The following is a 14,255-nucleotide window of genomic DNA, read 5'->3' on the forward strand; positions in this document are numbered from 1 at the left end:
TGATCAAAAAGATCATGTGGATGTGTGGCGTGTTGTGTGGCGTGTGCTTCATGGGAAACGGGACCTCCCACCGTCGATGCACGAGCCTGAGAGTCATTTATTATAGGGCAGATTTGCAGCTGCAGATTTTCCAGACTTATGGTTCCAATCCCATCAAGAGCTACCAATGCCGGGGAGGCCGGGTAAAGCCACGTGCAAGTGAACCCTTAAATTGCTCCGGAAATTAAGCGGAGAGGATGAAAACCGAATGGAGCTCGCCAGGCTACCTGCGAGGACAGATCTCGTTGCATCGTTGGTATCCTGGTTTCAGCGGGCTTGGCATCGGCTTCGTGCCGGAATAGACGCAGGATTCGCCGAACCTTGGCTTCAAGCTGAAGCTAGTCAAAGGTGCCGACTTCAAGTTCGGTCTCGGGGTCGCGTGGCAAAGGAGGATGCGGCGGGCTCGCGCGAGGACTTCATCGATTTTTCGCGATCTATGGTGCGACCGGGTAGGTGAGCGAGAGGGGTCGGCCGCCGATTGCGACCGGGGCTGGGGAATGGCCACGCCCTCGTCGGGGTAATGGGCACTAGAAGTATTTTTCGACTTTAACACGTATATCTGAAATAATTTATTTAAAATTGTAAAATCAACTTATAATATGTAGGAAGGGTGTCGATTTTAAGCGATTGCAACCTTTTGTGCGGCTGGGGGAGTATATGGACGGCGCTATTAGTGCTGAGCCCGTGAATCAATTGAACGGGCAGATTTCCGAAGAGACCAAAAAGAAGCTGGCAGGCGCGAAAGCTGCCCTTCAATCGACGTTTGGTCAAGTGGTGCTGGCGATGAGCTCGGTGCCGCGTTACCGCAGTCAGATGATATCTGATCTGTCTCATCTCGTGATAGATCCCCTGATCAACGACCGGGTTGCGATTGCGACGCCAAAGGCGTCAAGCGGTATCGAGGCGCCGGCGATCGCCATTTGGGCGACCGTCAGCTCGGAAGTTGATGCACGCATTGCGGAGCAGACAAAAGCCGGCGCTTTTCCGATCCGGCTGAAGCCGGAAGACTGGAAGAGTGGCGAGATCGTCTGGCTACTTGACGTGATCGCTCCGACACGCGAGCTCGCGACAATGGTGCTGACGCAGTTCCATCAGGTTGCCAAGCAGGACAGCATTAAGATCCACCCCATGGTTGCGCATCTCGTTGATCCTGAGGTCCTTTCCAAGCTGTCGACGGCAGATTCGGCCCCGTCAGACGCGACTGGTGACGAGTCCAACAAGCATCTGAACTGACGCCTCGGACGAGGCGTCATCACCCACCTTTCCCTTAATTTGCGCGAGACAGGCATGTCGATCCGGCATGGCGAAGCTATAGTAGCGACAGGTTTCCCATTCACACGCGCGATGCGCGGGAGAGGTGGACTTGCCGTGAGACGAGTAGGTCGCCTTTTCGCTAATCCGTTTCAATTTGAATTCCTCAAGCTCCTGGCAACAAAGCCCCTATTGTTGTTTTGGGGGGCAATTCTGTTGACGGGATGCCACGGCGAGACCGCTAGCATCCGCTATCGAGTCATTGCAGGCGTCGAGGTCGACGGCAAACCCGTCGAAGCCTCGACAGTGATGGAAGTCCGCTATAGCCGAGTGACCCAAAGCCTGACAGGAGCGGGTGGAGCTACCAGGCTCTATGGGGAGACGCTGATCTTCGACATCCCGGGCAGAGGCACCTTCTATATTCTTCCGGTCGAGCATGAGAACGGGGGAACACTCGCACAAATCTGGGAGAAAGCGATTCTCTTAACGATCGGCGTCAAAAGCAGCATTGGCATGCTGCAGGACGCCGACTTCGAACGCATGAAGGCCGCCACCGGTCGAATGCCATTTAGAATGTTTGGCGGCAATCGGTATCCAGCTTTTATCGGGTTCCGAGACGAGCAAAATCCGAAGACAATTTTCGAAATTCGACCTCAGGATCTTGGAAAAGCGTTTCCGGGTGTCCGTTTCACGGGCCTCGACATTGAAATCACCGATGAACCGGTGACCTCCAAAATACGTGACCGCTTACCTTGGCTGAAAACCCCCGTCGGCGAACAGGTTTTCGACCGAGACCCACCGGGCCACCAGCGACCATATCGAGACAGTCCTCTCGGATTTCTCATTACGAAAGCCCATTTTTTTGGCGACGGGAGCAGATGATGACCGCGACACAGCAGGACGTAATGCTTGCCCTTCTCTCACTTGATGCCTATTCGCGAGGAACAGTGCGTCAGATTGAGCGCGACGGAGGCGAACTCAGCCAAAACATAGGGACTGCTACCTGGAGCAGGGTTTCCGATGACATCCCGGGGGCGTTACAGGACAACGGCCATGGTCTCGACCCCATTGCGTCAGAGCGTATTTTCGAAGCATTCTTCTCCACCAAGCCAGAGGGGACCGGCATGGGGCTGGCGATCTGTCGGTCGATCATCGAGGCACATAGCGGGAGGCTTTCGGCTCGGCCGCTGGCGGCAGGGGAAACGGTCTTCGAGTTCACCATACCGTATGCAATGGGGGGCGCATGAACCAGAAGCAACGTGAAGACGCCTCGGCGCTAGTCGTCGTGATTGAAGACGATGCGGGTGTTCGGGAATCGCTTGTAGGCCTGCTGCGGTCGATGAGGTTCAACGTCATCGCGTTCTCCTCGGCTACAGAGTTTTCGGCCAGAGGGCAGCTGGAAAAGGTCGGCTGCATGATCCTTGACGTCCGGCTTCCTGGGCAAAGCGGCATCGAGTTCTACGAGGAGGTTAGGGCTCGGGGGTTCCAACGCCCGGTGATCTTCATGAGTGGTCACGCCGATGTGCCGATCGCCGTCAGGGCAATGAAAGCAGGCGCGGTTGAGTTCCTAACCAAACCCGTCCGCGAGCAGGACCTTCTGGATGCCGTTCACTCGGCGATGAAGCAGGACAGTCGTTCGACGAAAAAGGTCGCGGCTGCGGCTAGCGTTCGCGCGGACTTCGAAAAGCTTACCAAGCGAGAGCAGGAAGTTCTGATCCTAGTCGTCGAAGGGCAACGCAACAAACAGATATCCGCGGCGCTGGGCATCACAGAGGCGACCGTCAAGCTGCACCGTGGAAATGTCATGCAGAAGATGCATGTGCAGACACTACCGGAACTCGTCCGCCACTACGACTTGCTCGACTTGAACGAGCAGCGGGAAACCTCGACCAAAGGCTAGGTTCCCGGCATCTTTTCCAGACATAAGTCGCATTGTGAGCATGCTGGCACGATCATAGGATCACATGAACAGGATCGGCCAATGGTTGAAGCATCGCAGCCCTCTCTGGTTGTTTGCGTCGAGGACGACGAGCCAGTTCGCGACGCTCTTCGGGGGCTGCTGCGTGCTTCGGGAATGCGAGTTACAGCCTTTTCTTCGGCGGAGGATTTCCTCGCTTCTTCGGACCTTCAGAGTGCGTCCTGCCTGGTGACGGACATACAGCTTGGCGGCATTTCAGGACTCGACTTGCTGGACAAGCTTTCCGGGATGGCAATCACCATACCGTCGATCCTCATCACCGCCCATTCCGACGTTGCGGCCGGTGATCGGGCACGCAATTCAGGCGCTGTCAATATCTTCCTGAAGCCCGTCAATCCAGCCGATCTTCTCGAAGCTATCAGGACCGCGCTGGAAGCTCGGTAGACTGCTTCGTAGAAGAGCCTTTCCAACCACATCCCAGGGCATCTCACGCCATCTCGTTCGACTCCATCGGCCCTCAGGCTGACAATGGACTGTGGGAGGACGGCTTCGTCCACACGTCACCATCGAAGCAACGAGCTTGGAGAGCCATCATGACGGATCGGTATTCCCCGATGCCGAGCGCCCGGGAGATCCGCGGTCCATCGCCGCTTATCGCAATAGAGAACGAACCCGAAGCGCTCCTCATCGTCGATCCGTCGCTCCCGGAGCCGCTGTCGCGGGGTCTCGTTTTTATTCAGTACCGCGCAGAGAACATCCGCATCGTCCCGGTCTTCGGAAGAGGCGCGCTACAGGTCTCCCCACGGATTGGGCATGTCCACATCACGGTTGACGACCTTCCATGRCATTTCGTCGATGCCAGCGGCGAGACAATAATCGTTGTCGGACTTCCAGCCGGAGAACACAAGGTCCTCGTCGAGCTTGCGGATCCCAACCATCACGTGATCACTGCGCAAACCGTAAGTTTCGTGATCCCGGAAAGGAAGTAGTTAGAAAGGATTCGACGTCCAAGGGCGATCGAACGCGGATCCGCCATGCCCCCGCGTCGCCTGTACCCTCTCGACGCCCGAAGAACAGACCCTCGCGTTTTCCCCGTCGCGAGGGTCTGTTCGGTTGGCGCGGCAAATGTTGGCGAACGCGAGCCCTGTCGAGCGGTCTCGCTCGACAGGGCAGACGATCTCAGGCAGCCTGGCGGTCGACCTTCGGGAAATCGACATCGGTCTTGAAGACCTCGTTAAGATAGTTCGTGAGGGTGTTCGCGGCGACGTGGGCGACTATTTCCAATAGCTCGCCGTCATCGAAGCCCGCCGCCTTCACGGCCTCGACCTCCTCTGTTGAGACACCACCTCGGGCTTCTGCGACCCTGACAGCAAACTTCACGGCAGCGTCGGCCTTCGCTTCGGACGATCCACCCCGGCGGGCTGCAAGAATTTCGTCGACGCTCAGCTTCGCCACGTGGGCTCCGGTGTACGTGTGCGCGGCGAGGCAGTATTCGCAGCCGTTGATCTGGGCAATCGCCAGCGCGATCCGCTCCCGGATTTTCTTATCGAGCTTGCCCTTGCCGAGTGCGCCGTTCAGCGCGGCGTAGGTTTCCAGGACGGCGGGGCTGTTCGACATCATCCGGAACACGTTGGGCAGGGCGCCGATCTGCTTCTTGATCGCCTCGAGAGTCGGTTTGGAAGCTTCCGGAGCGGCTTCGAGATTTGCAGGGATGGGTATTCGCGACATGGTTCACTTCCTTCCATTGGGTCACGTGTTGTATCTCGGCGCTGAGGGCCGACTTCAATGAAGATCATGCGGCAGGGATCCTTCGCGTTGAGGCTGATGTTCGAGGACCGGTGCAGCGCCGCTCAACGTATCCGCCACGCTGGCCAGCACAGCTGCCCGACGCGATGCCCGCCATTTTCCCGGCGTGACCGAAGTGATCTTGCGAAAGACCGTCGTGAAATGAGGTTGGTTTTGAAACCCCGTCTGAAGTGCGATCTCCACGAGCGCCAGATCGGTACAAGCGAGCAATCTGCCGGCGGCCTGAATTCGCATCCGAAGAAGGAATTCATGGGCGCTCATCGACGTGGCCGCTTTGAATGTTGCCGCGAAATGCGCTCGTGAAAACCCTGCGACGTCGGCCAGTTCCTCCAGGGACATTCGCCGATCGAGGTGCGACTCCGCGTAGCGTCTCACCCGGTTCAGTCGCCATGCAGAGAGAGGATGTACCCGCGGCAGTGACTGGTAATGTTCGAATGCCAGCCGAGAGAAGTCCTTTGTGAGTTCACACCGCCGCATCGGTGAGCTTTCGGCAATCTCGCCGATCAACTCAGCCAGGCGGATATCGCGAATGCTGAATCTTCCACCGACCACAGGACAGGGGCCTTGAAAAGGCTCTCGCAGGAAGGTGAGCACGTAGAGGCAGGCGTCGGACTTGAGTTCGACGGCGATCGGATCCGGACCTTCTATGAAGGTCACGCTGTCTTCGATCATCACTCCTTGAAACAGGACGCGGCCCTTCTGCTCGAGACGAAGCTCGGAGTCCCGAGCCGCGACCACGAACGTACCGACACCGGAACCCAACGACGTGGTGATCGCGCAATTGCCGTTCTCCCGAGTAAGCTTTGCCAGAGAGATGTTCGGGTCTGTCACGCTGAAATGCTCGACATGCAGGCAGTCATCGATAGTTTTGAAGACGCCACGTATCCGGCCCAAGCTCACCTTGATGGCGATATCGGTCTGCATCGGTTGCTCCTCTCGAAAAGGATGCGAATGATATGATGGTCGTTGCTCTATTTGTCGGCCGCGGCTCGCTCGATCATCGCGGACACGAGGTCGGGATGGGAGATCATCACCACGTGCGACGCGCCCTTCACGCCGACCGTCTCCTTCGCTCCTGCCCGTTTTGCCATGAACTCGTGAAGCTCCGTCGGAATGTTCTTGTCGGCTGTGCCATAGATGAAATGCGATGGCAGCTTCTTCCAGGACGGCTCTCCAGAGGGATCGTTGAGAGCTTCGGCCGTGACCGGACGCTGCTCGGCACCCATAAGTGCAGCCTGCTGTTCCGGGACGTCTGCTGCGAACTGCTTCCAGAACTTGCTTTGAAGGATGTACAGATCATGCTTGCCGCCCGGTTGGAGGACGGGTGGAGCAAGAGCGTCGCCGAGCGTCCCGGTGGGGAACTTCTTGCCAAGACTGCCCGCACTCTCACCCGTATCCGGCGCGAGGCCCGCCACGAAGACGAGGGACTTGACGTTCGTTCCTTCGACCGCGACGTCGGTGATCACTGATCCGCCGTAGGAATGGCCGACCAGGACGACAGGCCCGTCGATGGACTTCAGGACCGCCGAGACATAGTCGGAGTCGTACTTCAAGCCCCGGAGAGGGTTGGCCACTGCGACGACTGGATATCCATCTTTCACCAGCTTGGCGGCTACTCGGTCCCAGCTCGCTGATTCCGCGAAAGCTCCGTGCACCAGCACGATCGTGGGCTTCGAGGCCGCCATCGCGCTTTGGCTCAGCAAGAGAGCCACGACCATTGCTGAATTCGACAACCACTCTTTCATGCCGGGTACCTCACAGTCGGCGCATTGCAATTGCGGGCATGCGCTCGGTTTATGTTCCTACGAGGCTACTACGGGCAGCGATCCATTGGTGTGAGTTGTCGCGATGCCGTGTGAAATTCGGTGCGAGCGGCACGTTTTCAGTTAACTGGTCATTAACCAACGCGGCAGTATATTAGCGATGCTGCAAGGGCATTTGTGCGGCACGCATGTGGAGCATGGCAGTGCATTGACTTGCTTGAAGGGAACCCGTCAAAACCTGCTACGGGTTCCCCCTTCGACCCCGAGGTCGGAGCCCGTCCGCAGTTGCACTCGCTTGACAGCCGCACGACGCAATCGCCGTTTCCGGAAGGGGAATTGATTGAATTCGTGTGATGCCTGTGTAGCAAGCTTCGTTTCTTGTGAACGAGCCGGAGGTGAAAGGGCTGCTCGGAAAATTCTCGAGACAGACGGCCTTTCGAAACCGAAGTCCAACTCCCGCTAGGCGTTTACAGCCATGTCAACCGCGCTCAGCAGATCCTGATGTCGCACGGGCTTTGTCAGGAACTCGATCGCTCCGGCCTTCATCGCGCGGACCGACATCTGGACGTCCGCATTTCCACTGATGAAGATGATGGGGTAGCGAATTCCCGTCTGCAGAAGATCCGCCTGGAAGTCCAGCCCACTCCGGCCGGGAAGGCAGACGTCGAGGATCAGGCAGTCCGGTTGACGGGAGTGTTCGCTCTCCTGATAAGCCTTGACGGAATCAAACGCCGCGACGTTGAGGCCAACCGACCGTAGAAGGGTCGAAATCGCGCGGCGAACGCTTTCGTCATCCTCGATGAGGACGATGTACGGCGCATCAGGTCGCGTGATGGCTGCCGCATCGACTGCGGGAAGCACCGGCAAGGGGACTGCGTCGTGCTGAGCGCTGTCTTGAGGGATGTCTTCCCTGATGAGCATATAGCCCCTCCTGACGATCGTCTTGATCATGTCGCCATGAGTGCCCAAGGCGCGCCTCAGCGATTTTATCTGGAATCGCAGATTGCATTCCTCGACCACCATGGATGGCCAGACTTCATTCAGGATCTCGTCCTTGCTGACGATGCCGCCGTTCGACTTCAGTAAGACCATGAGAAGATCGAAGGCGCGCCCGCCGATCTCCTGCGGCCGCCCATCCATCAGAAGCTGGCGGGAGTGCGGGATGGCGCAGAAGCGGCCGAAGCGGATTGAACCGTCAAGACCGTCGCGGGTTGCTTCGACCGAGTACCTGGGTGTGTATGCGCGTGCGTGCTGCTCGAGCGTATCGTTGAACTGGACTTGCATGGCTGTTTCCCCCGCCTGCTGCAATTGTTCGCTGCACTGCTGATTGCGGAGGTAGCCTAACTCTCGTTCTAAGCACCAACAATTCGCCTTACGTCCATTGAGTCCCGGACAAGGTCGTGGGGAACTCGACCAAAGTCTAGGAAATCGAGAGGGTCGGCGAGCTTCATCCTCACAGAGTCTCACGCGAACTCACCACGCCTTACGACAACTTGCTCGTCCTCCAAGGTCATCAGGCGTAGCAATTCAACAAAGATCGGCGGTCGGCGATGGCCCGATCGATTTCGATTTCACCATCACCGTGGAGGCTGAAATGAACAGAATAATCTTGAGCCGGACCGCATTGGCGATTGCATTCGCACTGTCTGCGTCAACTGCGGTACCGACCGTGTCCTTCGCCGCCAAGAAGGCTGCCATTACACACAAGCTGGTCGTTCCTCAGGTCACCTATCATACCGTCGACATCGACGGCACGAAGGTTTTCTACCAAGAAGCAGGACCATCAGATGCTCCGGTCGTGCTCCTGCTGCACGGCTTCCCGACCTCTTCGCATATGTTCCGCAACCTCATCCCGATCCTTGCCGACAAGTACCACGTGATCGCGCCGGACTACCCCGGCTTCGGACAGAGCGATGCGCCTGACCACACCAAGTTCGAATACACGTTCCAGCACTATGCCGACATTGTCGATAGCCTGCTAGGCAAACTCGATATCAAGCAATACGCGATGTACGTCATGGACTATGGCGCTCCTGTCGGATACCGCCTCGCTCTGAAGCATCCGGACCGGGTTTCGGCGCTCATCGTGCAGAACGGCAATGCCTACGAGGAGGGCCTCAAGGAGTTCTGGGATCCGATCAAGGCGTACTGGAAAAACGACACGCCCGAGAACCGCCAGGCTCTGATGGTTCTCTTCAAGCCGGAAACGACCAAATTCCAATATACGGACGGCATGAGCGACCTCTCGCACATTGACCCCGACAACTGGGGCCACGACCAGCCGCTGCTCGATCGTCCCGGCAACAACGACATCCAGCTCGACCTCTTCCACGACTACGGCACCAACGTCCCGCTCTATCCGGCGTTCCAGAAGTTCTTCCGGGACAAGAAGCCGCCGACGCTGATCGTCTGGGGCAAGAACGACAAGATCTTTCCGGCGGATGGCGCGTTTCCGTATCTGCGCGACCTGCCGCACGCCGAGATGCATCTCCTCGACACCGGGCACTTCGCACTCGAGGACAAGCTGCCGGAGATGGCACCGCTCATTCACGATTTCCTCGATCGAAAACTCAGCCGGGATTAGATCGAGGCCCAGCCACCACGCACGCCTCCCTGCGTGGTGGCGCCCTTTTGCGTGACCTTTCAGACAGATGGAGCGGAAAATGAACAAGCACGACTACAATTTGTCACGACGTGGATTCTGCCTTTGCTGCCTCGGTGGCGCGACATTTGCGGCTACGGGGGGCTGGCTTACTCCGTCGGAAGTATTCGCCGCCGCCAAGAGCCTGGTCGTCCAGATCCGCGAGGCTGCGGCAGCTGCGGACATCACGACGACGAACCTGCGGAGTGGCATCAGCTCATTCTCTGGTTCAGGCGGCAACATGGGTGTTCTTGTCGGCGAAGACGGTAAGCTGCTCGTCGACGCCGGAATCACTGCCACGCGTCCCAAGATCGAGAAGGCACTCGCCGACCTTGGTCCGCAGCCGATCAAACACCTGATCAATTCGCACTGGCATTTCGACCACACTGACGGCAACGAGTGGCTCAATTCGGAAGGCGCCATAATCATGGCCCATCCGAACTCGCTGAAGCACCTGACCGTTGCCACGCGTGTCGAGGACTGGGACTTCGACTTCCCGGCGTCGCCGAAAGGCGCCTTGCCGACGGTGCTCATGAAGGGCGACGAGGAGACGCTCAAGCATAACGGTCAGACGATCAAGCTGAAGTATTATGGCCCGGCGCATACGGATAGTGACATTTCAGTCTTCTTCCAGGAAGCGAACGTCATCCATGTGGCCGACACTTTCTGGAATGGCGTCTATCCCTTTATCGACTACTCGACGGGCGGCAGCATCGACGGGCAGATTCAGGCGGCTGCGGCGAACGTCGAGATGGTCGATGACCAGACGATAGTCATTCCGGGGCATGGCGAGATCGGGAATAAGAAGGACCTGATCGCCTGGCATGACATGCTCGTCGGAATTCGCGAAAGCGTCGCCAAGCTGAAAAAGGATGGTCGCACGTCCGAAGAAGCCGTCGCCGCCAAGCCTACAGCGAAATGGGATGCTGTATTCGGCAACTGGGCGATCTCGCCGGCGCTCTTCACCCGTCTGGTCTACGAAGGCGTGTGATCGGAAACTCTTCGCGGCGGCGTAGGACTGTCATACACAGGAGGGAAGGCGGCGTGGAGACGGAGAAGCATTTCTCGAGCGACATTGCCTTTTCGCCTTCGGTGAAGGAGATTCAAGCAAGGAAGGGGTCGCGCCGATCCTACGCCCGCGTCGAGGAGCGAGGCGGGTGGGCGACAGCGATTACCCCTGATCTGAGGGACTTCATCGAGAAGCAGATCAGCATCTTCATGGCGACTGCCAGCAAGGACTGCCAGCCTTACATCCAGCATCGCGGCGGCCCGCCCGGCTTCCTCCGTGTCATCAACGAGAAGACGATCGGGTTCGTCGATTATGTCGGCAATCGGCAGTACATCTCGCAGGGAAATCTCGTCGAAAACGACAAGGCGCAGCTTTTCCTGATCGACTACGGGAGCCGTTCCCGAGTGAAGATCTGGGGTACGGCGGCAGTGGTGGAGGGCGATGCGACACTCCTCGATCAGTTAATGCCAAAAAGCTATGAGGCTCGACGTGAGCAGGTGATCCTGTTCAATGTCGAAGCCTGGGACGCCAATTGTCCGCAGCACATTCCGCTCCGGTTCGAAGCCGAGGAAGTGCTGAAGGCGATGGAGACGAGGGATGCGAGGATCAAGGAATTGGAATCCGAAATCGCTCACTTGAAGGCCACTCTGCCCACGGACACTCGATAGCCTTGAAAGAATTCAGAGGTATCCTGTCCGCCCGCGAATCCATTTCGTGACCCTGGGATTTAAACAGGAGAAGTGCGTCGCCGCATGCGAATTGAATGGCCGCATCCATCTCGCTTACGCGAGCTTCGATCCTCATCCAGCTATCCTGCTAGAGCTTCGGATTGCGCTGTCGAGGATGGTGGAGGCCGCAAGGTAAAACTGAAGGTACTGCCTTTGCCCTTTTCCGTCGCGATCCCGATGTGACCACCATGTGCCTCGATGATCGACCGACAGATCGACAGGCCCATGCCTATGCCAGTCGACTTGGTCGTGAAGAAAGCCTCGAATGCCCGCTCGGCGGTGTCCGGATCGAGACCTACGCCGTTGTCCGAAACGCTCACCTGGATCAGACCATCATTTTGTTTTTTCGTGCCGACGCGAAGTACCCGGCGCCCGTCTTCCAGCGCTGCCATTGCGTCCGCGCCGTTCCTGACGAGATTGATCAGAACTTGCTGAAGCTGGATCCGATCACCGTTCACCTCGTCCCCTCCGTTCTCAAGAAGGGTTTCGACGAGGATGCCCTTCTGCCGAAGTTCGCTCTTGGTGAGCAGCAGCACCTCCTCGATAACGCCGCGGATACTCAAAGGCTCGACTTTTGGCCGCGAATTTCTTGCTAATGCCAGGATGCCGCTCAGCACCTCACCCGCACGATGGCCATCCCGAAGAACCCAGTCCATCGCCTGCGTCGCTTCTTCGATGTTCGGGGGACTTCCCTTCAACCAACTCATGGACGCGGCGGCGTTCGTTACTATAGCCATGAGAGGCTGATTCATTTCGTGAGCCACCGATACCGCCAATTCGCCGATCGCCGTCAAGCGGCTCATGCGAGCCAGATCCTCTTTCGACCGTCGGAGGGCTTCTGCGGTTTCGTTTCTATGGGTCACGTCTTTGAATACGAGAACCGCCCCCTTCATGTCGCCACTGGCGTCGATGATCGGTGCTCCGGACACGTCGATGGCGATTTCCGATCCCGTCCTTGACCGCAGCGCATATTGGGTTCCGATTGCGAGATCGACACTTCGACCGACAATCTCGGATACCGGATCAACGACAATCTCGAGCGCCTCCCCGATCAACGTGAAGATATCTTCGACAGGCCTGCCGACAGCTTCCTGTTGTGCCCATCCTGTCAGATTTTCGGCGATTGGATTGAGGAATGTCAGATGCCCCCTGTCATCGGTCGATATCACCGCATCGCCAATGCTCGACAGCGTCGCGGCGTAGCGTTGCTCGCTTTCCTGGATGCGGTTCTGCGCAATCTTTAGGTCTTCGACGTCCGTGTTGAGGCCGTACCATTTTATCACCTTGCCGGCTTCATCACGGATCGGCACAGTCCGCAGGAGGAACGTGCGAGAGGATCCGTCGCGACCGACCATGCGGGCCTCGACTCCGCCCGCCACCTCGTCCGTAAGAAGCCCAGTCCATAACACCCGGACACGTTCCCGGTCGTCGGGATGAAAAACCTGCATGTATCCAAAGCCCATGGACTCTTCCTTTGTGAGTCCGAAGTAGCTCAGCCATTGTTGATTGACCGCCTCGAGCCTGCCATCCGGGCTCGTGTGCCATGCATGTGCAGGGAGCATGTCCCAGGAGAGACGCAGCTCCCATTCGGCAAGGCGAGCTCGTTCCTGTGCCTGCCGAAGCTCGAGATCCAGTGCGGCATTTCTCATCCGCAAGGCGGCGTAGGACGCCATACTTTCAAAGGAATCGGTTTGGTCCACGCCGAACGCTGCGATAGTCGAACTCTCTAGCATCAACACACCAAAAGTGGTCTCCGAAACCACCAGTGGAAGCAGCAGTCGACAGCGGTGATCAGGTTTTTCGCCAGGTAAGCCAGGTAAATTGCATCCCGTGATGACAATTGGTGCTCTGGTAGTCAGGAGCGATGACATGGCGTCGGACGGGACATTTGGAGGGGTGCCCTCCGAAAGAAAGGTCACCTCCGCACGCTCTACGTCGTCGCATCGAAGGCATGCAGCGGAAAGGGCATCGGCAATCCTGTCGCGACCCGCTTCAGCGGACAGCGCTCGGAGCAATCGCATGCCTTCTTTTGCATCCATGACCAGATCCGTCGAAGAGCGCATCCGGAGGCAGCTTAGCAGGACGAGAGATATCGGCAAGTTACCCGAAATTACGTCAAAGTGCGATTGCGTGCGGGCGTCCGAAGTATGTTCCTCGACAACCGGGCGAGCGGGTGGCTTAATGGCTGCCAACGCGCTCAGGAGAGGGAAGACATGGAAGATCCTTATCCGCCGTTATCACCGCTGAAGACGGGCGTTCGCGGCCTATGTCCGAGATGCGGCCGTGGCCACCTCTTTAGCGGCTTTCTCACCTTGCGCAGGGAATGCGAGGTTTGCGGCCTGGACTACTCGTTCGCGGATCCTGCAGATGGCCCCGCTTTCTTCGTAATCTGCTTCGCTTGCATTCCGACTGTGCTCCTCTCTGTCTGGCTTGCCGTGGCGCACCACGCATCGATCTGGACGCAGATCTTCGTCACCGGACCATTCCTCATCCTGACATGCATACCGCCCCTGCGACCTTTGAAGGGGTGGCTCGTTGCAAGCCAATACTTCTACAAGGCGGAGGAGGGGCGCTTGTCCAAGGGAAACGAAACGAGCGAAGACTGAGGAGCGATCATGCCATCGAAGCCCATCGAACACCGGACGACGCATTCATTCGAGGAGACTCTTGAAACCGTCCTCCAAGCCATAGCCAAAGCCGGAATGACCGTCTTCACCGAGATCGATCATGCGAGGGCGGCAACAGAGAACGGTCTTTCGATGCCGCAGACGCGCGTCGTGATCTACGGAAACCCCAAGGGTGGGACACCCGTCATGCTGGGCTGGCCGCTGACCGCGCTCGATCTGCCGCTAAAGATGCTTGTGCGAGAGCTGCCCGGCAACAGATCGGCAATCGCTTTTCGGCCTGTGGCCGAGGAATTCGAGTCGATGGGTGTGAAAGCGGAAGCTGCTGCTCGCTTCGACGAGGTCCAGCGGTCGGTCGCCGATGCTGCGTGCGGCAATTGCCCGACCAGAACTCCGTACGACATGACGGTCTCAACTCAACTCTGAAAGGCCGATCTTCCCAAACAGACTCTTTCGAAAGACCAGGATCGGCCTCG

The 14,255-nt window shown here is 57.9% G+C and carries 16 protein-coding genes; 11 read left to right on the forward strand and 5 right to left on the reverse strand.

Annotated features, from left to right (window positions below; genetic code table 11):
• Positions 1–696 precede the first annotated feature (696 nt).
• From AC1DM5_RS34625 to AC1DM5_RS34650, 6 genes are all read left to right on the forward strand, one after another.
• Positions 697–1,272 carry a toxin-activating lysine-acyltransferase gene (locus AC1DM5_RS34625; RefSeq protein WP_477823848.1) on the forward strand — a complete coding sequence of 192 codons (576 nt, stop codon included), beginning with the start codon at positions 697–699 and terminating at the stop codon, positions 1,270–1,272.
• 54 nt (positions 1,273–1,326) lie between these two features.
• Entirely contained in the window at positions 1,327–2,172 is an 846-nt protein-coding gene (locus AC1DM5_RS34630) for a hypothetical protein (protein WP_477823849.1), read from the forward strand.
• On the forward strand, positions 2,172–2,537 hold the full coding sequence (locus tag AC1DM5_RS34635; protein ID WP_477823850.1) for an ATP-binding protein: 366 nt from the start codon (positions 2,172–2,174) through the stop codon (positions 2,535–2,537). The genes AC1DM5_RS34630 and AC1DM5_RS34635 overlap by 1 nt, the downstream gene beginning before the upstream one ends.
• Entirely contained in the window at positions 2,534–3,190 is a 657-nt protein-coding gene (locus AC1DM5_RS34640) for a response regulator transcription factor (RefSeq protein ID WP_477823851.1), read from the forward strand. The genes AC1DM5_RS34635 and AC1DM5_RS34640 overlap by 4 nt, the downstream gene beginning before the upstream one ends.
• 81 nt (positions 3,191–3,271) lie before the next feature.
• Positions 3,272–3,652 carry a response regulator transcription factor gene (locus AC1DM5_RS34645; protein ID WP_477823852.1) on the forward strand — a complete coding sequence of 127 codons (381 nt, stop codon included), beginning with the start codon at positions 3,272–3,274 and terminating at the stop codon, positions 3,650–3,652.
• Between the two features lie 149 nt (positions 3,653–3,801).
• Positions 3,802–4,197, forward strand: coding sequence for a DUF6130 family protein (locus tag AC1DM5_RS34650; protein WP_477976785.1), 396 nt, complete (start codon positions 3,802–3,804; stop codon positions 4,195–4,197).
• 190 nt (positions 4,198–4,387) lie between these two features.
• Here the strand turns inward: AC1DM5_RS34650 and AC1DM5_RS34655 are convergent, their stop codons facing one another.
• The 4 genes from AC1DM5_RS34655 to AC1DM5_RS34670 form a co-directional block, all read right to left on the reverse strand.
• On the reverse strand, positions 4,388–4,936 hold the full coding sequence (locus AC1DM5_RS34655; protein WP_477823854.1) for a carboxymuconolactone decarboxylase family protein: 549 nt from the start codon (positions 4,934–4,936) through the stop codon (positions 4,388–4,390).
• 54 nt (positions 4,937–4,990) lie between these two features.
• Complete coding sequence (locus AC1DM5_RS34660) at positions 4,991–5,938, reverse strand: helix-turn-helix domain-containing protein (protein ID WP_477976787.1); 948 nt, start codon at positions 5,936–5,938, stop codon at positions 4,991–4,993.
• Positions 5,939–5,985: 47 nt separating this feature from the next.
• Positions 5,986–6,759 carry an alpha/beta fold hydrolase gene (locus AC1DM5_RS34665; protein ID WP_477823856.1) on the reverse strand — a complete coding sequence of 258 codons (774 nt, stop codon included), beginning with the start codon at positions 6,757–6,759 and terminating at the stop codon, positions 5,986–5,988.
• A 477-nt stretch (positions 6,760–7,236) separates the two neighbouring features.
• Positions 7,237–8,061 carry a response regulator gene (locus tag AC1DM5_RS34670; RefSeq protein WP_477823857.1) on the reverse strand — a complete coding sequence of 275 codons (825 nt, stop codon included), beginning with the start codon at positions 8,059–8,061 and terminating at the stop codon, positions 7,237–7,239.
• Between the two features lie 310 nt (positions 8,062–8,371).
• Between AC1DM5_RS34670 and AC1DM5_RS34675 the strand changes: the two genes are divergently transcribed.
• The 3 genes from AC1DM5_RS34675 to AC1DM5_RS34685 all read left to right on the forward strand — a co-directional run bounded on the left by AC1DM5_RS34675 (position 8,372) and on the right by AC1DM5_RS34685 (position 11,095).
• Positions 8,372–9,361: an alpha/beta fold hydrolase gene (locus AC1DM5_RS34675; RefSeq protein ID WP_477823858.1), complete on the forward strand. Its 990-nt coding sequence runs from the start codon at positions 8,372–8,374 to the stop codon at positions 9,359–9,361.
• Between the two features lie 79 nt (positions 9,362–9,440).
• Positions 9,441–10,409 carry an MBL fold metallo-hydrolase gene (locus tag AC1DM5_RS34680; RefSeq protein WP_477823859.1) on the forward strand — a complete coding sequence of 323 codons (969 nt, stop codon included), beginning with the start codon at positions 9,441–9,443 and terminating at the stop codon, positions 10,407–10,409.
• Between the two features lie 53 nt (positions 10,410–10,462).
• A complete protein-coding gene (locus AC1DM5_RS34685) occupies positions 10,463–11,095 on the forward strand; it encodes a pyridoxamine 5'-phosphate oxidase family protein (protein ID WP_477823860.1) in 633 nt (210 codons plus the stop codon).
• A gap of 140 nt (positions 11,096–11,235) precedes the next feature.
• Here AC1DM5_RS34685 and AC1DM5_RS34690 read toward each other — a convergent pair whose 3' ends face one another.
• Positions 11,236–13,194: a PAS domain S-box protein gene (locus tag AC1DM5_RS34690; protein WP_477976789.1), complete on the reverse strand. Its 1,959-nt coding sequence runs from the start codon at positions 13,192–13,194 to the stop codon at positions 11,236–11,238.
• Between the two features lie 174 nt (positions 13,195–13,368).
• Between AC1DM5_RS34690 and AC1DM5_RS34695 the strand changes: the two genes are divergently transcribed.
• Positions 13,369–13,761, forward strand: a complete 393-nt coding sequence (locus AC1DM5_RS34695) for a DUF983 domain-containing protein (protein ID WP_477823862.1) — start codon at positions 13,369–13,371, stop codon at positions 13,759–13,761.
• Between the two features lie 9 nt (positions 13,762–13,770).
• Positions 13,771–14,205, forward strand: coding sequence for a DUF302 domain-containing protein (locus AC1DM5_RS34700; RefSeq protein WP_477823863.1), 435 nt, complete (start codon positions 13,771–13,773; stop codon positions 14,203–14,205).
• Positions 14,206–14,255 lie beyond the last annotated feature (50 nt).

Source organism: Rhizobium sp. 01T437 (genome assembly GCF_056398505.1).

What these genes read in the sequence shown, in the direction of transcription:
- AC1DM5_RS34625 (WP_477823848.1), top strand. Translation starts at nt 697, where the DNA reads ATGGACGGCGCTATTAGTGCTGAGCCCGTGAATCAATTGAACGGGCAG.
- AC1DM5_RS34630 (WP_477823849.1), top strand. Translation starts at nt 1,327, where the DNA reads ATGTCGATCCGGCATGGCGAAGCTATAGTAGCGACAGGTTTCCCATTC.
- AC1DM5_RS34635 (WP_477823850.1), top strand. Translation starts at nt 2,172, where the DNA reads ATGACCGCGACACAGCAGGACGTAATGCTTGCCCTTCTCTCACTTGAT.
- AC1DM5_RS34640 (WP_477823851.1), top strand. Translation starts at nt 2,534, where the DNA reads ATGAACCAGAAGCAACGTGAAGACGCCTCGGCGCTAGTCGTCGTGATT.
- AC1DM5_RS34645 (WP_477823852.1), top strand. Translation starts at nt 3,272, where the DNA reads ATGGTTGAAGCATCGCAGCCCTCTCTGGTTGTTTGCGTCGAGGACGAC.
- AC1DM5_RS34655 (WP_477823854.1), bottom strand. Translation starts at nt 4,936, where the DNA reads ATGTCGCGAATACCCATCCCTGCAAATCTCGAAGCCGCTCCGGAAGCT.
- AC1DM5_RS34660 (WP_477976787.1), bottom strand. Translation starts at nt 5,938, where the DNA reads ATGCAGACCGATATCGCCATCAAGGTGAGCTTGGGCCGGATACGTGGC.
- AC1DM5_RS34665 (WP_477823856.1), bottom strand. Translation starts at nt 6,759, where the DNA reads ATGAAAGAGTGGTTGTCGAATTCAGCAATGGTCGTGGCTCTCTTGCTG.
- AC1DM5_RS34670 (WP_477823857.1), bottom strand. Translation starts at nt 8,061, where the DNA reads ATGCAAGTCCAGTTCAACGATACGCTCGAGCAGCACGCACGCGCATAC.
- AC1DM5_RS34675 (WP_477823858.1), top strand. Translation starts at nt 8,372, where the DNA reads ATGAACAGAATAATCTTGAGCCGGACCGCATTGGCGATTGCATTCGCA.
- AC1DM5_RS34680 (WP_477823859.1), top strand. Translation starts at nt 9,441, where the DNA reads ATGAACAAGCACGACTACAATTTGTCACGACGTGGATTCTGCCTTTGC.
- AC1DM5_RS34690 (WP_477976789.1), bottom strand. Translation starts at nt 13,194, where the DNA reads ATGGATGCAAAAGAAGGCATGCGATTGCTCCGAGCGCTGTCCGCTGAA.
- AC1DM5_RS34695 (WP_477823862.1), top strand. Translation starts at nt 13,369, where the DNA reads ATGGAAGATCCTTATCCGCCGTTATCACCGCTGAAGACGGGCGTTCGC.
- AC1DM5_RS34700 (WP_477823863.1), top strand. Translation starts at nt 13,771, where the DNA reads ATGCCATCGAAGCCCATCGAACACCGGACGACGCATTCATTCGAGGAG.